General features: G+C 33.5%; 17 protein-coding genes and 1 pseudogene. 5 read left to right on the forward strand and 13 right to left on the reverse strand.

The genetic code is table 11. The features are described 5' to 3' along the window. Position 1 precedes the first annotated feature (1 nt). Complete coding sequence (locus DZ68_RS0107670; protein WP_024788032.1) at positions 2-403, forward strand: arsenate reductase ArsC; 402 nt, start codon at positions 2-4, stop codon at positions 401-403. A gap of 4 nt (positions 404-407) precedes the next feature. Here DZ68_RS0107670 and DZ68_RS0107675 read toward each other — a convergent pair whose 3' ends face one another. Then, positions 408-1,427: an aldo/keto reductase gene (locus DZ68_RS0107675; protein ID WP_024788033.1), complete on the reverse strand. Its 1,020-nt coding sequence runs from the start codon at positions 1,425-1,427 to the stop codon at positions 408-410. A gap of 9 nt (positions 1,428-1,436) precedes the next feature. Further along, positions 1,437-3,647 carry a phosphoribosylformylglycinamidine synthase subunit PurL gene (gene purL, locus DZ68_RS0107680; protein ID WP_035907237.1) on the reverse strand — a complete coding sequence of 737 codons (2,211 nt, stop codon included), beginning with the start codon at positions 3,645-3,647 and terminating at the stop codon, positions 1,437-1,439. Positions 3,648-3,718: 71 nt separating this feature from the next. Here purL and dnaJ point away from each other — a divergent pair, with 71 nt between their 5' ends. Then, positions 3,719-4,810: a molecular chaperone DnaJ gene (dnaJ, locus tag DZ68_RS0107685; RefSeq protein ID WP_024790957.1), complete on the forward strand. Its 1,092-nt coding sequence runs from the start codon at positions 3,719-3,721 to the stop codon at positions 4,808-4,810. Between the two features lie 52 nt (positions 4,811-4,862). Here the strand turns inward: dnaJ and DZ68_RS0107690 are convergent, their stop codons facing one another. The 3 genes from DZ68_RS0107690 to folD all read right to left on the reverse strand — a co-directional run bounded on the left by DZ68_RS0107690 (position 4,863) and on the right by folD (position 7,378). Beyond that, a complete protein-coding gene (locus DZ68_RS0107690; RefSeq protein ID WP_024788036.1) occupies positions 4,863-5,519 on the reverse strand; it encodes a site-2 protease family protein in 657 nt (218 codons plus the stop codon). Between the two features lie 225 nt (positions 5,520-5,744). Next, positions 5,745-6,530, reverse strand: coding sequence for a signal peptidase I (lepB, locus tag DZ68_RS0107700; RefSeq protein WP_024788037.1), 786 nt, complete (start codon positions 6,528-6,530; stop codon positions 5,745-5,747). Beyond that, positions 6,527-7,378 (reverse strand): bifunctional methylenetetrahydrofolate dehydrogenase/methenyltetrahydrofolate cyclohydrolase FolD, encoded by an 852-nt coding sequence (folD, locus tag DZ68_RS0107705; RefSeq protein ID WP_024788038.1) that lies wholly within the window; start codon positions 7,376-7,378, stop codon positions 6,527-6,529. Before folD ends, lepB begins: the two co-directional genes overlap by 4 nt. A gap of 55 nt (positions 7,379-7,433) precedes the next feature. Between folD and DZ68_RS0107710 the strand changes: the two genes are divergently transcribed. The 3 genes and pseudogenes from DZ68_RS0107710 (at position 7,434) to DZ68_RS11370 (ending at position 10,100) form a co-directional block, all read left to right on the forward strand. Next, complete coding sequence (locus DZ68_RS0107710; protein WP_024788039.1) at positions 7,434-7,772, forward strand: cytochrome c; 339 nt, start codon at positions 7,434-7,436, stop codon at positions 7,770-7,772. Continuing rightward, positions 7,769-8,659 (forward strand): CoA ester lyase, encoded by an 891-nt coding sequence (locus tag DZ68_RS0107715; RefSeq protein WP_024790958.1) that lies wholly within the window; start codon positions 7,769-7,771, stop codon positions 8,657-8,659. Before DZ68_RS0107710 ends, DZ68_RS0107715 begins: the two co-directional genes overlap by 4 nt. A gap of 223 nt (positions 8,660-8,882) precedes the next feature. Next, a pseudogene (locus DZ68_RS11370) lies at positions 8,883-10,100 on the forward strand (IS256 family transposase). A gap of 91 nt (positions 10,101-10,191) precedes the next feature. On the opposite strand, the gene cysE reads toward DZ68_RS11370, so the two are convergent. From cysE to DZ68_RS0107760, 8 genes are read right to left on the reverse strand one after another with little or no spacing between them, the layout of a single operon-like run. Then, positions 10,192-10,893: a serine O-acetyltransferase gene (gene cysE / locus DZ68_RS0107725; RefSeq protein ID WP_024788040.1), complete on the reverse strand. Its 702-nt coding sequence runs from the start codon at positions 10,891-10,893 to the stop codon at positions 10,192-10,194. Next, complete coding sequence (gene tmk / locus DZ68_RS0107730) at positions 10,877-11,452, reverse strand: dTMP kinase (protein WP_024788041.1); 576 nt, start codon at positions 11,450-11,452, stop codon at positions 10,877-10,879. Before tmk ends, cysE begins: the two co-directional genes overlap by 17 nt. Then, on the reverse strand, positions 11,436-11,918 hold the full coding sequence (coaD, locus tag DZ68_RS0107735; protein WP_024790159.1) for a pantetheine-phosphate adenylyltransferase: 483 nt from the start codon (positions 11,916-11,918) through the stop codon (positions 11,436-11,438). Before coaD ends, tmk begins: the two co-directional genes overlap by 17 nt. Positions 11,919-11,943: 25 nt before the next feature. Further along, positions 11,944-12,534, reverse strand: a complete 591-nt coding sequence (locus DZ68_RS0107740; protein ID WP_024788043.1) for a UbiX family flavin prenyltransferase — start codon at positions 12,532-12,534, stop codon at positions 11,944-11,946. After that, positions 12,531-13,145 (reverse strand): flagellar basal body P-ring formation chaperone FlgA, encoded by a 615-nt coding sequence (flgA, locus tag DZ68_RS0107745; RefSeq protein WP_024790959.1) that lies wholly within the window; start codon positions 13,143-13,145, stop codon positions 12,531-12,533. The genes DZ68_RS0107740 and flgA overlap by 4 nt, the downstream gene beginning before the upstream one ends. 13 nt (positions 13,146-13,158) lie before the next feature. After that, positions 13,159-15,474: an endopeptidase La gene (gene lon / locus DZ68_RS0107750; protein ID WP_024790960.1), complete on the reverse strand. Its 2,316-nt coding sequence runs from the start codon at positions 15,472-15,474 to the stop codon at positions 13,159-13,161. A gap of 9 nt (positions 15,475-15,483) precedes the next feature. After that, the gene (gene bamD / locus DZ68_RS0107755; RefSeq protein ID WP_024788045.1) at positions 15,484-16,104 is read right to left on the reverse strand and encodes an outer membrane protein assembly factor BamD; all 621 of its coding nucleotides are present in this window, start codon (positions 16,102-16,104) and stop codon (positions 15,484-15,486) included. Next, the gene (locus DZ68_RS0107760) at positions 16,097-18,670 is read right to left on the reverse strand and encodes a valine--tRNA ligase (protein WP_024788046.1); all 2,574 of its coding nucleotides are present in this window, start codon (positions 18,668-18,670) and stop codon (positions 16,097-16,099) included. The genes bamD and DZ68_RS0107760 overlap by 8 nt, the downstream gene beginning before the upstream one ends. Positions 18,671-18,760: the final 90 nt, after the last annotated feature.

The following is an 18,760-nucleotide window of genomic DNA, read 5'->3' on the forward strand; positions in this document are numbered from 1 at the left end:
AATGAAAAAAGTTTTAATTATGTGTACAGGAAACAGCTGCAGAAGTATAATTGGTGAAGCGCTTGTAAATGCTAAACTTGAAGGTATTGAAGCTGAAAGTGCGGGAGTAAAGCCTGCTGGCAAGGTTAATTCAAATGCAAAAAGAGTTTTAGAAGAACATGGAATATGGGATGATAAATATCATTCAAAAAATTTAGATGAAGTGATAAATGATGACTTTGATTTAGTAGTAACAGTATGTGATAACGCAAAAGAGACCTGCCCTGTTTTTCCAAAACCAGTGCCTAAAATACATGTAGGTTTTGAAGACCCTGATGGAAAAGATTATGAAAAATTTCAAAAAACATATAAAGAGATAGAAGAAAAGCTTCTTCCTGAAATTAAAAAATTTTTTAATCTTTGAGTTTTCATCCCATAGGATATGGAATTTCTTCTTGAATTTTTTTAATATCTTTTAGAATTTCTCTATTTAGTTTAATTTCAGCGGCTTTTAAAGAAGGCTCAAGTTGTTCAAGCTTTCTTGCTCCAATAATTGTAGAAGCTACAAAATCGAAATGTTTTGAATATGCTACTGCTAAAGTTACAGGATGAATATTATATTTTTTTGCGACCTCTAAAAATTTATCTGTTGCTTTAAGTGTTTTTTCATTATAAAATCTTTTTGCATGGTTTCTGACACGGCTGTTTGGATAATTAAGATACAGCATAAACCTTGCATCTTTTGGAGGATTTGAAGTATTGTATTTTCCGCTTAAAATTCCCCCAGCTATAGGAGAATATGGAAGAAGTGAAATATGCTCTTTTTTGCAAACATATTCAAGCTCATCAAAAAATCTTGGATTTAGCACGCTGAAATTATTTTGAATACTCTCAAACCTTGCAAGCCCTTCATATTTTGCAATAGTATTTGCTTTTGTTAGCCCATATGCACTGTCATTGGAAGTTCCAATATATCTTATTTTCCCCTCTTTAACCAATTCATCAAAAGCCCTCATTGTCTCTTCAATAGGCACAACTGTATCAGGCCAGTGTTGCTGATAAAGGTCTATATAATCAGTATTAAGTCTTTTTAAACTTCCTTCAACCGCCCTTTTTATATGAAACCTGTCCATTGCTGTAAGCCCATGTCTAATAGGAGGCACAAACCATCCGCTTGCGGCACCCGCTACTTTGCTTGCAAGGATTATGCTATCCCTTGGCTTTGTTTTTAACCACTCTCCTATTATTTTTTCAGTCTCTCCCGCATATTTTTCTTCAGGAGGTACTGGGTAAAGCTCGGCAGTGTCTATAAAGTTTATACCACTCTCATATGTCTTATCTAAAATTCTAAAAGCCTCTTTTTTATCGCTCATACTTCCAAATGTCATTGTTCCTAAACTTAGAACACTGACTCTAAGTCCACTTTTTCCTATGTATCTGTATTTCAAAACAAGCCTTTAAACCAAATCATCTGCTATATCAAATTCGTTTCTCATAATTTTAGGAAAAGTATTAAAATAAATATCTTTCGCTTTTTGTAAAGGTATTTTAATTTCATTTATTTTTATTTCATCTCCGCCAACAATTCCGGCTTTTTCATATTTTAACCCAAGGGTATTGCATAAATTTTCAAAACTTTCACAGTTTTCAGGGGCGATTTCTACAAAAGCCCTGCTTAAGCTCTCAGAAAATATATCAATAGGCTGTTTTATATTTACATTAATTCCAAGCCCTTTATTGCTGACACATGCCCATTTATATGCGGCAATTGCAAGTCCGCCAGTTGAGATATCTTTTGCACTTTCAATCAAATCGCTTTGAAGTACGCGCCAGAGTTTAAGCTCTTTTACAAAATCTACTTCGGGATGAACTCCAGCCACAATACCTCCAAAAACTTTCAGATACAGGCTTCCTCCAAATTCGCTTTTGGTTTCTCCCAATAAATAGATTATATTACCTTCGTTTTTAATTTCACCGGTTCTAAAGCTGTCCCCTACTCCTACCATTGCAATTTCAGGTGTAGGGAATATTCCTTCACCCTCATTTTCATTATAAAGTGAAACATTTCCGCTGACTACCGGTGTATTTAAAGCCTTACACGCTTCTTTTATACCCTCACACCCCTCTTTAAACTGCCACATAATTTCAGGATTTTCCGGATTTCCGTAATTCAGACAGTCAGTTATTGCAAGAGGAGTTATTTTTTTAACCGCTATATTTCTTCCAGATTCCATAACAGCGGCGGAAGCTCCGAGACGAGGATTTATATAACAAAATCTGGCATTACAGTCCGCACTCATTCCTATAAATTTACCGTTTTCTTTTACCCTGATTATGCTCCCGTCCACTCTTTTAGTATCCACTGTATTTGTCTGTACCATTGAATCATACTGCTCATAAATCCATGCTTTATCCACAATTTCACTTTCAACGATTAATTTTTCAAAAGCAATTTGTGGATTAATTTCAGGTATTTCAACATCTTTTATTGTTTTTATATATTCAGGCTCTTTTACAGGGCGGCACAGCTCCGGTGCTTCTTCGGTAATCGGGGCAACAGGAATGTCGGCTACTTTTTCTCCATGCCAGAACAGTTCCACTTTTCCGGTATTTGTCACTTCCCCTATAACTTCGGCATCCAAATCATATTTTTTAAATATCTCGATTATTTTGTCTTCATACCCTTTTTTAGCACAAATAAGCATTCTTTCCTGAGATTCGCTTAGCATAAGCTCATACGGATTCATCCCTTCTTCCCTCATAGGAACTTTATCCAAATGCATTTTAAGGCCGCTTCCGCTTTTTCCGGCCATTTCAAAGCTGCTGCTTGTAAGCCCTGCGGCTCCCATATCCTGAATTCCGACAATATAATCTGTTTTAAAAAGCTCAAGACATGCTTCCATTAAAAGTTTCTCTGTAAAAGGGTCGCCCACCTGAACCGTCGGTCTTTGGTCTTCATCTCCCTCTTTAAAACTGTCAGAGCTCATAACGGCACCTCCAAGTCCGTCCCTTCCGGTTTTACTTCCCACATAAATTACAGGATTTCCGATACCTTCGGCCTTTGCATAAAATATTTCATCCTGAGGACAAATCCCGAGGGCAAATGCATTTACCAAAACATTTCCCGCATAACACTCTTCAAATGATGTTTCTCCCCCTATTGTAGGAACACCTATACAGTTACCGTATCCGGCTATGCCGGCAACCACTCCGCTGAGTAAGTGTCTATGAAGCTTGGCTGTTTCATCGTTACCTTTAATATGGGCAAATCTGATTGCATTAAGATTGGCTACCGGTCTTGCCCCCATGGTAAAAATATCTCTCAGTATTCCTCCAACCCCTGTAGCGGCACCCTGATAAGGCTCGATAAAACTCGGATGGTTATGACTTTCCATTTTAAATACAGCTGCCATGTTTCCCCCGATATCAATAACACCCGCATTTTCACCCGGACCCTGAATCACCCACGGAGCTTCTGTGGGAAATCCTTTTAAATAGCATTTGCTAGATTTATATGAACAGTGTTCACTCCACATCGCACTGAAAACACCAAGTTCCACCAAATTCGGAGTTCTGCCTAAAATTTCTATAATATGTTCATAATCAACTTTTGTTAATTTATGCCTTTTTAAAAGCTCGTCGAGTTCATTTTTATTAATCTCATACATTACTTGCCTTTTTTAAATGAATTTTAACATAAATAAAGATATAATTTCATTAAAAAAAGAGGAGGAGCGTATTGGATTATTATGAAATATTGGGTGTGAGCAGAACCGCAACAGCAATAGAGATAAAAAAAGCATACAGAAAACTCGCAATGAAATATCATCCCGACAAAAATCCGGGAGATAAAGAGGCTGAAGAAAAATTTAAACAAATCAATGAGGCTTATCAGATTTTAAGTGATGATGAAAAAAGAGCTGTTTATGACAGATACGGAAAAGAAGGCTTAGAGGGCAGAGGGTATAAAACCGATTTTAATTTTAATGATATTTTCGATATGTTTAACGATATTTTTGGAGGAGGCTTTGGAAGCCAGCAGCATGAAGAGCCTCTTCCTTATGAGATTGATAAGGCAATAGAAGTTACACTTGATTTTGAAGAAGCGGTGTACGGTGTCAGTAAAGAAATAAAAACAACATATTTTTCCATATGCCCTAAATGTAAAGGAAGCGGTGCCGAAGAAAAAGAAACATGTCCAATGTGTCATGGAAGGGGACAGGTGGTAATGGGCAACGGATTTATGAGAATAGCCCAGACATGCCCGCAGTGCCGGGGAAAAGGTTTTATTGTTAAGAAGAAATGTTCTGAATGTAAAGGCAGAGGCTACATTGTAAAAGAAGAAAAAGTTAAAATAGATATTCCTGCCGGGGTTGACACCGGTATGAGAATGAGAATAGCCGGCAGGGGAAACGAAACAAAAGGCGGATACAGAGGCGATTTATATTTGATATTTAAAGTAAAAGAATCAAAAATATTCAAAAGAAAAGGTAATAATCTAATAGTTGAAATACCTGTATTTTTTACAAGCGCAATATTAGGAGACAACGTTAAAATCCCTACTCTTGAAGGTGAAAAAGAGATAGAAATAAAACCCGGCACAAAAGACAGAACAAAAATTATTTTTAAAAATGAAGGAATTGCCGATCCAAACAGCGGATATAAAGGCGATTTGATAGCAGTTATAAATATTGTCTATCCAAAAAAACTGACTGACGAGCAAAAAGAACTCCTTGAAAAACTTCATAAAAGTTTCGGAAATGAAGTAAAAGAACATAAAAATATTTTAGAAGAAGCGATTGAAAAAGTGAAAAGCTGGTTTAAGAAGTGAAAAGTGTAAAATGTAAAGTGAAATTTTTCACTTTTAATTTTTAACTTTTAATTTAATGCAAAAGCCAGCTTATAATAACTTCTGCAGGATAAAAAACATAATTTGCAATAGGGGTAAATAAAATAATTAGTAATATAATCATCCCGTAAGGCTCTATTTTATTATAAAATCTGGCAATAGAATATATTTTAAACTGCAGAGAAAGATATTTAATGGCATTGGCTCCATCAAGCGGAGGCACCGGAATTAAATTAAATACCGCCAAAATTATATTTACAATAATTAAATAATAAAAAAATAAAAACATAAAAGCACTAATCAATCCATTGGGTTCAAAAAAGCTTATTAAACTTGATGCAATCAAAGCCAAAATAAAATTATATGTAATTCCTGCAATGGAAACATTAAAAGCCCCAATATAGCCGCCGTTTTCAACTACTTTAAAAATATTTACAGGTACCGGTTTGGCCCACCCGAAAATTATAGGATCACTGACTCCCGCTAATTTTTGAGACAAAAATAAAATAATTGGAAAAACAACGGTACCAAATGGGTCTATATGTTTTATTGGGTTAATTGAAAGCCTTCCCTCCCTGCTTGCAGTATCATCTCCATAATATTTTGCAACAGCCCCATGCATAATTTCATGGCCTACAACTGCAATAATAAAAGCAATTATTAAAGCACCATATTTAATTAAATATTCCATTTATCCTCCATCATTTTCCACCATGGCCATTTTTGATAGCCAGGTGAGCGTAATTCGTTTTGCTCATTTTCGCTCATTTTTCACTTTTCACTAAGTACTTAGCCTCTTAGCTACTTGCCTTCTTGGCAACTCGGCCTCTTTGAACTTGGCAATTCACAAATCACTATCTAACTACTCACAATCCCGCCGCTTTGCAAGCGGCCGGGCAAGCTTTCAACTCACTATTTATTTACATCCATATGTTAAATACGGTTTTTTACCCTCTCTAAGTTCTTTTTCAATATCGTTTATAGTCATTCCGATTCTGTGCCATCTGATTGTATAATTTTTATCCCAGCTCATATAAATAAACCAGGGTTTTCCGACAATCAGTTTATAAGGCACAGGCCCCCAAAATCTGCTGTCATCACTGTGGTCTCTGTTATCACCCATCATAAAAAACTGACCCTTAGGCACTATTACAGGACCGTAATTTATCACTTCTTCCGGAAAATCAACTTTAGAGTCGTGATGAATCCCGGGATGAAGTTTCATATAAGGATTTTTAATCCAGATTTCCCCGTTTATATTTACAATCTCTGCTTTCATTTTTTTCGCAAACTCTTTTGTTTCTTCATCACTGTTTTGAATTCTTAAATATAAATTTTTATTTCTAACCATTAATTTATCTCCGCCTACACCAACACATCTTTTTACAAAATGCAGTTTTGGATTTACAGGATAACGGAATATTACAATATCCCCTCTTTTTGGTTTCGGACCGTCTATTAAATGCCCGTCCCCCCTGAAATCCGGTAAAATTGGAATTTCGAGCCATGGAATATGGGGAATCGGCACTCCGTAAGCAAATTTTTTTGCAAAAAGTGCGTCTCCTGGAAGAAGAGTTCTTTTCATACTCCCGCTTGGAATTACAAAAGCCTGGGCTAAAAAGAAAATAATAATTAAGACTATTACAATGGTTCCACTCCAACTATTAGACCAATTATAAAATTTTTTAAGTTTTTCTTTCATTTACTCTCTCTCTGAAGCTTTGTAGCTTTTATTGTGTTTTTTAAAAGCATGGCTATTGTCATCGGCCCCACTCCACCGGGAACAGGGGTTATGAATGAAGCTTTTTTACTAACTCTCTCAAAATCCACATCTCCGACAATTTTACCGTTTTTTAATTTATTAATTCCAATATCAATTACAATGGCACCCTCTTTTATCATATCAGCCGTAATCAAATTAGGCTTCCCGACACCTACTATTACAATATCCGCCCTTTTTGTATGTGTCGCCAAATCTTTTGTTTCTATATGGCATATATCCACGGTTGCCCATGCGTTAAGCAAAAGGGAAAACATCGGTTTTCCAACAATATTGCTGGCTCCCACAATACATACATCTTTTCCTTTTACATCTATATTATATTCTTTAAACAGCTCCATTACCCCTAGAGGCGTACATGGGGCAAAACTCTCAAGCCCTTCAAAAAGTTTCCCCATATTATACGGATGAAATCCGTCAACATCTTTCTCAGGTGCCACCGCTTCAAGAACTTTAGTGGTATCTATATGTTTTGGAAGAGGCAGCTGAACCAAAAGACCGTGTAAATTTGGATTCTTATTAATCATTTCAATAGTGGTTAAAAGTTCCTTTTCACTTATACTTTCAGGAAATTCATGAACTACAGAATACATTCCCACCTTTTCACATGCCCCTTTTTTCATTTTTACGTATGTCTGACTCGCAGGGTCATTCCCTACTAAAATAACGGCAAGTCCCGGAGTTATACCCTCTTTTTTCAATTTATCCACTTCTTCTTTAACTTTATTTTTAATTTTTTCGGATAATTTTTTACCATCTAAAATTCTCATTTTATTCCTTTTTTTGCTAAAATGAATGTTAGAATTTTATCATAAAGGTTGTTAAATGTTAAATAAGCTTCTTCTTTTGCTTAGTTTTTCAATTTTATCTGCAAAAACCGACTGGTTTATTACAAATTTTGAATACGGGAAAATGCTTTACAATAATCCAAGGGGAATAAGCTGTGCCAAATGCCACGGAGAAAAAGGAGAAGGCAAAATAGTTACATATTTTTATAAAAACGGATTAAAAACTTATATCAAAGCACCTAACATTCAAAATATTAATTTAATTACATTAAAAAAAGCTCTGTTTCACAAAAAGCTTACTGTTATGCCGAGATACAATTATCTGACAGAAGAAGAGATAGAGGGTATTTTACTTTATTTAAGGAGCAAAAAATGATTTTTAAAAATATAAAAGAGTTAGAAGAAATAGTAAATAGCAATAATATACAAAAAGCTTTGTCTTTAATAGGAAATAAAAAGCTAAAAACAAAAAAAACTAAAAGAAAAAGTGCATTGATGGTAAGCGGACATCAGGTTAAACACTTAAATAAAATAGACGAAATACCGGCGGATATTATTATATTGAATCTTGAAGACGGGGTGGCAAAAGAAAAAAAAGAGATAGCTAAAATAATGATAGCCGTATTTTTAAGTAACATCTCAACATTGGATAAAGAAATAATAATAAGAGTCAACGCCCTAAACGAAGGCGGAAGCGAAGATATTAAATTTTTAGACAGGTTCTCTTTTGACGGTTTTAGAATTCCTAAAATAAAAGGAATTGAAGATATTAACGACGCTTCTATTCTTACAAACAAAGAATTACACGCTTCAATCGAAACAAAAGAAGCGTTTCATAATTTAACAGATTTAATACATCCGAGATTAACCACATTTTATATAGGGATTTATGATTTATTGAATTCCTTAAATATAAATCATTCTATAATTGATTTAAACAATCCTTTAATTCATCATATTTTAAGTGAATTTTCTTTAAAATCAAGATTTATTGAAAAAACCCCAATAGGGTTTGTTTATCAAAAATACAAGGATTTGGAAGGATTTTCCAAATGGTGTCTGCTTCAAAAAAATTTAGGTTTTCAGGGAGTAGGATGCATTACACCATCTCAGGTGGAAATAGCAAACAATATTTTCAAAGAAGATTTGGAATTTGCTAAAATGATAGTTGAAAGATTTGAAAAAATCGGGCCTTTTACAATTAACGGGCTGTACGTGGACGAGCCTATTTATAAAAATTATTTGCAAATATTAAAAAAATAAATTATACCAATTGAAAATGGAAAATGAATAATGAAAATGATTAAAGCGTTAAAATAATGGTAGTTTTAGATACTTTTAAAGTAACTAATTAATTGAGAATTGGTATAAGTTATCATGAATAAGCAATTTAAGAATAAATTGGCCCCATCAAAAAAACTGTGTAAATCCTAATATAGATGTTGAGAGATGATAAAATAAAAAAATAAAAGTAAAGGATTTACACATGAGTATTTTAAACATTGAAGAATATAAAAGAAGATTAAAATCAGGAAATCCAGTGACAATTGAAGAGCTTGAAAATGAATTAAAAAATTTAATCAAAGAGATGATAGAAACAGCAACCCAAAGTGAAATGACAAACCATTTAGGTTATGAGAAAAATGAAAAATCTGATAATAGCAATTACAGAAATGGATACTCTACAAAGAATTTAAAATCTAAATATGGAGAAATTGAAGTAAATATTCCAAGGGACAGAAATTCAACATTTGAGCCTAAAATTGTAAAAAAAAGACAAAGACTTTTAGATGGGACGGAAGATTTAATTTTATCTTTATATGCAAAAGGATGAGTGTAAAAGATATTCAGCACCATCTTGATGATTTATACGGATATGAGCTTTCAACTGAAACCATATTAAATATTACTGAAAAAATCTTAGAAAAAGCTATTGAATGGCAGAATAGACCTTTGGAAAGTATTTATCCTATAATTTTTATGGATGCAACCGTATTAAAAATAAAGGTTGAGAGAAATATAAAAAATACAGCCTGTTATATAATGCTGGGAATCACTATAGAAGGTAAAAAAGATATTTTAGGTATATGGATAAGTGAAGAGAATGAAACTTCTAAATATTGGCTCTCAATACTTAATGAAATAAAAAACAGAGGTGTAGAAGATGTTTTAATATTTTCAATAGACGGACTAAACGGATTTAATGAAGCTATTAAAGCCGTATATCCAAAAGCTGAAATTCAAAGATGTGTAGTTCATCAGATAAGAAACTCTTTAAAATTTGTCTCTTACAAAGACAGGAAAAGAAATTGCAAAGGATTTAAAATCAGTATATCAAGCTGATACTGAGGATTTAGCCATTCAAAATCTTGAATATTTCAATGAAAAATGGGGCAAAAGATACCCTCATATTTATGATTTATGGAAAAGAAACTGGGATGAGCTTGCTACTTTTTTTAAGTATCCAAAAGAACTTAGAAAGCTTATTTATACAACAAATCCAATTGAATCTTTAAATTCTATCATAAAAAGGAAAACAAAATCTAAAGGCTCATTCCCTTCAAAAGAAGCAGCTTTTAAAGTCCTTTTTACTTCAACACAGGAGGTTATGCAAAAATGGAAAAACAGTAGGATTAGAAACTGGTCGGAAATTTATCCTCAACTTGTGATATATTTCCAAGATATTTTAGTAAAATATCTTTAAAGTTTTAGTCTTTGGTTTTTATTTACACAGTTAATTTGATGGGCTCGATATAGTCCAAAGATATCACAGAAAAAATATTCAATTGGATTAATCAGCGGTTTTTAAGGGCTTCTAAATAATCCCTGTATTTTTTTTCTATTTCCTCATCTTTTTCTATGATGTCCTTATTGTTGTTTGTAACGGCTTCTTCAAGTATTTTTATTCTGTCCATTAAATATTCGAACAGTTCTTTTTCAATATCGGGAAGTTTATTATGCGCAAGAGGTGAATAATCTTTTCTTTTGATAACCTTTCCTGGAATTCCCACAACTGTTGAATAAGGCGGCACATTATTTACCACAACAGAATTTGCACCGATTTTACTGCCTTTGCCTATGGTTATATTTCCGAGTATTTTAGCCCCGGCGCCTATTGTTACATCGTCTTCTATTGTGGGATGCCTTTTCCCTGGATTTAAACTGACTCCTCCAAGTGTTACGCCCTGATATATAGTTACATTATTTCCTATTATTGCAGTTTCACCTATCACTACCCCGATTCCATGGTCAATAAAAACATTTTCCCCTATACTGGCTCCCGGGTGTATATCTATATTTGTCAGAAACTGATTTATTGCCATAATAAACCTGGCACACCTTTTAAAACCTTTTTTATAAATGGAATTTGATATTCTATAGCAAACCAATGTCCAGACGCCAGGATATGCATAAAGCAGCTCCAGATTGTTTTTAAAAGCCGGGTCTCTTGTTTTAACGGCTAAAAAGTCTTTTTTTATTTTATTTAATATACCCACTGATTGCCTTTTTTATTCGAAAATATATCTCATCTACTGAACTTGAGGCATCCAACAGAAGATACGGAATTTCAAGTCTGTTGCATGTGTTAATAATATTATTTTGAATTCTTAATAGATAATCAATTCCTCTTTTTTCAATATTGTCATGTTTTTTAAGTGAAAGTCTGTATTTTAGTGTTTCCTTGTCCAGTTTTAATATAATTGTCAGATTTGGAAAAATTCCATCCGTTGCAAATTTGTTTAGATTGACAAGCAAGTCAAAATCGAAAAATTCCATTGCGTATGCAATACCGCTTATTGCACTTCTATCGGTTATTATTGTTTTATCAAGATTCGGTTTTATTACTGTTTGCATCGTTTCGCTTCTGTCTGCCAAAAATAAAAAAAGTTCCGATTTTTTAGATATTTTTTCTTTTAATATTATCTCTCTTAATTTTTTTCCAAATTCAGTGTATCCGGGCTCTTTTACAAACAAAAAATTTTTATATTCTTTTTTTAATAAATTTATTTGGGTGCTTTTGCCTGCGGTGTCGATTCCTTCAAACGCTATATACACTTTTAATGTCCTTTATAATTTCTTTTGGGACTAAATGTTCTATGCCTCCGTTATATTTTAAAATACTTCTTACCACACTTGAAGAGATGAATGCATTTTCGAGGTTTGGCATCAAATATATTGTATCTATTTCTTTGTCCAGTGTTTTATTGGCATAGCCCATTTGCAGTTCATATTCAAAATCACTTACCGCCCTTAGACCTCTTATAATTATTTTGGCATTTTCTTTTTTTGCAAAGTCCACCAAAAGGGACGAAAAACTCTTTACTTCAACTTTATTGAATTTTTCAGTGGCTTTTTTCATAAATTCAACTCTTTTTTTAAGATTAAACATCGTTTTTTTATCTTTGTTGTCGGCAACTGCAACTATAATTTTATCAAACATCCTGCAGGCTCTGTTTATTATATCTATATGACCGTTGGTTACAGGGTCAAATGTTCCCGGATATACAGCTTTTGTTTGCATCTTTTTCCTTTATTCTTTTTTACTTCTAATTATTTTCACCACTCACCACCCCGCCGCTTTGCAAGTGCGCGGACAGGCTTTCACTATTTTCACTATTACTCCCATTCCATCTTTTAAAAAGATTATGTTTAATGCCTGCCAAATCCAGCCATTTACCGATTAAAAAATTTTCCATCTCTTCCAATGTTTTTGGATTGTGATAATATCCTATTACCGGGGGTGCTATAAAAATATTGGATAATTTTGCAAGATTTGTCATATGTTCCAAGTGAATGGAACTAAAAGGCATTTCCCTTGGAGCTAAAATTAATTTTCTTTTTTCTTTTATTGCAACAAGGGCACTTCTTGTAATTAAATTATCCGCAATGCCGGCTGAAATTTTGGCAAGTGTGTTCATACTGCAAGGAACTATAAATGTTGTATCTATCTGAAAACTTCCGCTTGCCGGAGGGGCTGAGAGGTCAGTGTTAAAAAAAATATTTTCTTCATTTTCCAAAACCGTTTTTGCACTTTCACTTAATATTAAATATTTTTCATAAGTTTTTGGTATTAATTCAAACAGTTTAATTCCAAGACTTGCCCCGCTTGCCCCGCTGATGGCGACTAAAATTTTCATTGAATCTCCACTTCATATGATTTATTTAAAACACCTTCATAAATTTTATGATTTATTTCGACTTTTATTTTTTCACCAATGTTTGCATCGTTTAGCGCTGTGCCTTTGGAATATATTTCCACACCTATGCCTTTAAAAACCACATTTACATTGTCTCCTTGTAAAACAGCGGGCTTTATTCTTGTGTTTTCTTTGGTAATCACCGCATTTTTGGAAATAACTTTTGAAGCTATCAAATTTTTGTGTATTTTAAGCAGAGGAGGGGAATAAAAATGTCTGAAATCTATTTTTTCTTTTTTGACATAAGGTAAAACAGATTCGTTTTTTTTAATTACTTTTATGGTTTTATAAACTGTTAATTTTGCTTTTATCCGGTAAAAATAATATTTATTCTCTATAATTAAATTTCCGCTTGGAAATTTCGGGTTAATAAGTTTGAAAGAAATTTTTTTATATTTTTTGGGAAACGGTTTTTGAGTATAAATAGAAACAATTTCAATATTTGGATAATAGTGTTTATAAAACTTAACAAGTTCTTTTTTTACAGAAGCAAATAAAAAAATGGGTAAAAATAAAAAAAATAATTTAATTTTTAATTTTCCATTTTCCATTTTTCATTTTCCATTAAATTAAGGCTTCTTTTAACACTTCATCTATTGTTTTAACCGGAATAATTTCAAGACCGTTTAAAACTTCTTGTGGAATATCGTCCAAGTCTCTTTCATAATTTTTTTGCGGAATTAAAACTTTTTTAATTTTTGCTTTATATGCAGCTATTAATTTTTCTTTGAGACCTCCTATCGGCAAAACTTCCCCGCTTAATGTTATTTCCCCTGTCATTGCAATGTCTGAGTGAACTTTCCTGTTACTGAAAATGCTTGCAATTGCCGTGGTCATTGTGATTCCAGCACTAGGCCCGTCTTTTGGAATGGCACCTTCTGGGACGTGAATGTGAATGTTGTATTTGTAATAAATGGGTTCTCTGCTTTTTTGTGTTTCAATTTTTTTAGTATCAATTAAAACTTTTACAAGAGTATATGCAATTTGTGCGGATTCTTTCATAACGTCTCCGAGCTGCCCTGTAAGGCTTATTTGTCCTTTGCCTTTATATTTGACGGCTTCTATTCTCAACACATCCCCTCCTACTGGGGTCCATGCAAGTCCGTTTACAACCCCGATTCTATCTTTTTTGCAGACTTCTTCTATTCCGAAATAACCTTTATCAAGAAAATCTTTTAAATTTTTGATATTTACTCTTGCTTTTTTATCTTCTAAAACAAGTAAAGCGGCTTTTCTCATTATTTTAGCAATTATTCTTCTAAGGTTCCTTACACCCGCTTCTTTTGTATATTTGTCTATTATTTCTTTTAACGCTGCGTCTGAAATAGAAATTTCGCTTTTTTTAAGAGAATGTTTTTTCATCTCCTGAGGGATAAGATATCTTTTGGCAATTTGAAATTTTTCCTGCGGAGTATAACTTCCAACAAAAATCATCTCCATTCTGTCTTTTAAAGGAGCCGGTATGGTGTTTGGGTCGTTTGCCGTGGCTATAAATAAAATTTTGCTTAAATCAAGTTCAAAATTTAAATATAAATCTCTAAAATGTGCATTCTGTTCTGGGTCTAATACTTCCAAAAGCACTGCTGTTGGGTCACCTTTGAATCTTGAAATTTTATCTATTTCATCAAGTACCATTACAGGGTTTAACTGTTTTGCGTTAATAAGCCCTTGTGCAATACGCCCGGGCATTGCGCCGATGTATGTTCTTCTGTGGCCTCTTAGTTCATTTACGTCTTCAAGTCCTCCAAGAGCGATTCTTACGATTTTTCTCTCAAGAGAGCCGGCAATAGAATTGGCAAGAGAAGTTTTACCAACACCCGGAGGGCCCACAAAACATATTATTGCCCCGGAAAATTCCTCACCCCTTTTTTTGGCCAGCTCTTTTGCACCGAAGTATTCTATAATTCTTTCTTTCGGCTTTTTTAACCCGTAATGGTCTTTATTGAGCCTGTTTTTAAGTTCATCTATTGAAAATTCTTCTTTTGTATATTTTCCAAAAGGTATTTCAAGCGCCCATTCAATATAATTTTGTGTTGTTGTGGCTTCGGCGCTGTCGGGATGCATACGGGAGAGTCTGTTTAGCTGTTTTTTAATTTCTTTATATGCATCTTCTCGCATATATTTTTTGAGACTCTCAAGTTTTTCATAATATTCTTTTATTTCTTCTTCTATTTCATTTTTTATTCCGAGTTCTTTTTGAATTAATTTTAACTGTTGTCTTAATAAATGCTCCCTGTTTACTTCCTGAACCTGTTCCATTACTTTTTTGGAGAGTTCGTTTTTAATTTTTATTGATTCTATTTCTTCCAAAATAAAATGAATAAGTTTTATAATTCTTTCTTTTGTATCAATTTCTTTGAATAATTCATAGCCTTTTTCCACCGGAAGTTTAAGAGAGCTTGCTATGATATCCACAACTCTGTTGGCATCTTTATTGTTTTCAATTATTTTTATAAAATCTTTTGGGAAAAAAGGATTTATTTCGCTTAGGGTTATTATATGCTCTTTTAATGTTTCAAGAAGCGCTTTTATCTCTTTTTCATCTTCAGCTATCGGTTTAACTTTGTCTATTAGAGCCATTGTCGGATTTTTGTCTTCTATTTCAAAAATTTTACCTCTGCTGAGTCCCTGAAAAAGAATTTTTATTTTTCCCTCAGGCAGGGTAACTTTTCTGATAATTGTACCTATTGTACCGTATGTGCCTATATTGTCGTTAATTGATACAAAAATCAGGGAATGGTCGTTTATCGCTTTTTGTATGGCTAAAACATCCTCTTTCTTTTCAAGAAAAATAGGAATTATCATAAACGGATATATTAATTCCTTTTCTGTCAAAACGGGTAAAACGCTTGGAAGTTTTTCGTAATTTTCTAATGTCATAATCCACCTTTACCAATAAAATATTTTTTTATACCATGGAACAGAAGGTTCTTTTGAATTTTTTGGAATATCTGTTTTAAATTTGTCTGCAGCTTTAGGTTTATTTAATTTTTTATACAGGTTATATATTCTAACATCTAAATAATTTTTTGTCAATTCAGCTTTGGCTAAAATTGTGTTTACTTCATATTTAAATTCGGAATTTGGGTAATTTTTTAAATAATTTTTACATTCGGTAATCAGATTTAAGAGTTCTTTTTGATTTGTAAAAGGATTATTATATTTGAGGAAATCGAATTTTATTTTTTGATATTCAATCCATGGAATTTCAGCCAAAGAGGCATATCTTTTTTCATATTCGTCAAGATAAAATTTTCCAACTTCAAATTCTCCGGTGTTTGCATGGGCAAAAGCCAAAATAAGTATATCTGTTTTTATATATGGAGATGCCGGATGCTCTGCTTCCAGAGAGAGAAAATCATCATCAGCCTGGTCAAGATTGTTTGCTTTTACATCTTTTGATATTTTATTGTGCCACGTAAGAGCCGTTAAGTTTTCATAATGTACAACATTTTTGTTAGAACAGCCCAAAAACACAAAAGGGATAATAAAAAGGATTTTTTTAAACATTTAATTTCCTTAATTCTTCTTCAATTTTTTCTAATTTTTCTTTAAGTTCATTTAATTCGTTTTTATTTTTTTCAATTACTTCTTTCGGCGCTTTTTCAATGAAATTTTTATTTGAGAGTTTCTTTTCAAGCTTTGTTATTTCTTTATTTAATTTTTCTTTTTGTTTGTTGAGTCTGTTTACAATAGGCGTTATGTCGATTTCTTCTTTGCTTACCATTGTTTCAAGGTTGTCGCTTATATCCCTTATGGCATTTTCAATCGGTTTATCAACGAATTCAACTTCGTCTATTTTTGCAAGTTTTTTAATGTATTTTTTTGCCATTTCGGGTAAATTTGCCAAGACATAAGCTTTTTTGAAATTACTTCCGGTTAAAGCTTTTATTCTTCTGAGGCTTACAATCGCTTCAATAATCATATCAAAATCCGCCGGTTTTTCTGTTTTTAGTGGTTTTGGATATGTTTTTAGCATAATTGTGTTTTCTTTTATATTAGTGCCGCTTAATTCCTGGTATAAAAATTCAGTAATAAAAGGCATAAAAGGATGAAGCAGTTTCATTGATTCTTTGAATATTGAGCCAAGTTCGGCAATCGAATCTTTAGAAACTTTGCCAAGCTCAATTCCCCAGTCGCAAAAATCCTGCCATAAATATCTGTAAAGAGTCATTGCCGCATCGTTAAATCTGTATTCATCAAGTTCAGCTCTTACGTTTTTAATGGCTCTATTTAATTTATAAAGCATCCATTTACCGAGGTCTGTTTTAATCTCCTGATTTTTTAAATCATTAAATTTTTCCTTATGCATTTTTAAAAATCTTGCGGCGTTATATAATTTATTGGTAAAGTTTCTTGATTCAAGCATTTTGGCTTCTGAGAGTTTTATATCTCTTCCCTGAACGGCAAGTATTGCAAGGGTGAATCTCATAATGTCGGCCGAATATTTATCTATCATTTCAAGCGGGTCTATTACGTTTCCTTTTGATTTGCTCATTTTCTGGCCGTGTTCGTCTCTTACCAGGGCATGTAAATAAACATCCCTAAAAGGCACTTCTTTTAAGAAATGAACACCCATCATCATCATTCTTGCAACCCAGAAAAATAAAATATCAAAGCCTGTTATTAGAAGATTGTTTGGATAAAATCTTTTTAAATCAACTTCTTTCCATTTGGTCCCTTTCCCCCATTCACCGTTTTCCCATCCAAGCGTAGAAAAAGGCCAAAGGGCGGAGCTAAACCATGTATCAAGAACATCAGGGTCCTGATGGAAATTTTTTGAGCGGCATTTAGGGCACTCTTTCGGCTCTTCCACGCTTGCCCATTCATGTCCGCATTCATCACAGTAATAAACGGGAATTTGATGCCCCCACCATAGTTGGCGTGAAATACACCAGTCCCTAAGCTCTCTCATCCATGCATCGTAATTGTTTTTCCATTGTGCTGGATGAAATTTTACTTCGCCTTTGTTGGCGGCTTCGATAGCCTCTTTTGCCACTTCTTTTTTCAAAAACCACTGGGTTGAAACATAGGGTTCTATTACGCTTTTGCATCTGTAACAGTGGCCTACCTGATGAATATGTTTTTCTTTTTTTTCAATAAATCCTTTGCTTTCAAGTTTTTCAACTACTTTACTTCTTGCTTCCAGTCTGTCAAGTCCGGCAAATTCTCCGGCGTTTTCGTTTAAAATACCTTTTTCATCAAATACTTTTATTATAGGAAGATTGTGTCTAAGCCCCACTTCATAGTCGTTTGGGTCATGAGCAGGTGTTACTTTTACCGCACCGGTTCCAAATTCCATGTCAACATAGCTATCCGCAATAATCGGAATTTCCCTGTTTATCAGAGGAAGTCTTACTTTTTTACCTATTAAATGTTTATATCTTTCATCTTCCGGATTTACCATAACAGCAGTATCCCCAAAGTATGTTTCAGGTCTTGTGGTGGCAACTACTATATATTCATCGCTATTTACGATTGGATATTTAATATAAACAAGCTCGCCTTCGTGTGTTTCATATTCCACTTCAATATCACTTAGTGCCCCGTCTTTTGGACACCAGTTTACCATATAATTGCCTTTTACAATGAGCCCCTCATCATAAAGTTTTTTAAAAGCAACCCTTACAGCTCTTTGTAGACCTTCATCCATTGTAAATCTTTCCCTGGACCAGGCAGGGCTTGCCCCCAGGCGTCTAAGCTGGGTTGTAATAGTGCCGCCGCTAAACTCTTTCCATTTCCATACTCTTTTTAAAAATTCGGCCCTTCCTATTTCTTCTTTTGTTTTACCTTCCGCCAAAATCTGTTTTTCCACAACATTTTGGGTGGCAATTCCGGCATGGTCTGTTCCCGGTTGCCAAAGTGTGGCATATCCGTCCATTCTTTTATATCTTACAATGATATCCTGAAGGGTAAAGGTTAATGCATGGCCTATATGAAGACTTCCGGTGACATTGGGAGGGGGCATCATAATGCAAAAATTTTTTTCTTTTTTATAATCTACTTCAAAAAAACCTTCCGTCTCCCATGTTTCATATGTGTTTTTTTCATATTCATGAGGGTTGTATTCTCTCAATGCTGTTCCTTTTTTGCGAAATTATAACACAAATTTATCAATGGATAATGGAAAATGAGCGAAAATGAGCAAAGCGAATTAACTAACCTG

This window comes from Lebetimonas sp. JS085 (assembly GCF_000523295.1).
Classification (GTDB): Bacteria; Campylobacterota; Campylobacteria; order Campylobacterales; family Nautiliaceae; genus Lebetimonas.

Bases quoted from the DNA above. Each gene is read 5' to 3' on its own strand.
- flgA (WP_024790959.1), bottom strand. From the start codon at position 13,145: ATGGAAAATGGAAAATTAAAAATTAAATTATTTTTTTTATTTTTACCC.
- DZ68_RS0107710 (WP_024788039.1), top strand. From the start codon at position 7,434: ATGTTAAATAAGCTTCTTCTTTTGCTTAGTTTTTCAATTTTATCTGCA.
- coaD (WP_024790159.1), bottom strand. From the start codon at position 11,918: ATGCAAACAAAAGCTGTATATCCGGGAACATTTGACCCTGTAACCAAC.
- lepB (WP_024788037.1), bottom strand. From the start codon at position 6,530: ATGAAAGAAAAACTTAAAAAATTTTATAATTGGTCTAATAGTTGGAGT.
- bamD (WP_024788045.1), bottom strand. From the start codon at position 16,104: ATGTTTAAAAAAATCCTTTTTATTATCCCTTTTGTGTTTTTGGGCTGT.
- DZ68_RS0107740 (WP_024788043.1), bottom strand. From the start codon at position 12,534: ATGAAAATTTTAGTCGCCATCAGCGGGGCAAGCGGGGCAAGTCTTGGA.
- DZ68_RS0107670 (WP_024788032.1), top strand. From the start codon at position 2: ATGAAAAAAGTTTTAATTATGTGTACAGGAAACAGCTGCAGAAGTATA.
- DZ68_RS0107690 (WP_024788036.1), bottom strand. From the start codon at position 5,519: ATGGAATATTTAATTAAATATGGTGCTTTAATAATTGCTTTTATTATT.
- folD (WP_024788038.1), bottom strand. From the start codon at position 7,378: ATGAGAATTTTAGATGGTAAAAAATTATCCGAAAAAATTAAAAATAAA.
- lon (WP_024790960.1), bottom strand. From the start codon at position 15,474: ATGACATTAGAAAATTACGAAAAACTTCCAAGCGTTTTACCCGTTTTG.
- DZ68_RS0107715 (WP_024790958.1), top strand. From the start codon at position 7,769: ATGATTTTTAAAAATATAAAAGAGTTAGAAGAAATAGTAAATAGCAAT.
- purL (WP_035907237.1), bottom strand. From the start codon at position 3,647: ATGTATGAGATTAATAAAAATGAACTCGACGAGCTTTTAAAAAGGCAT.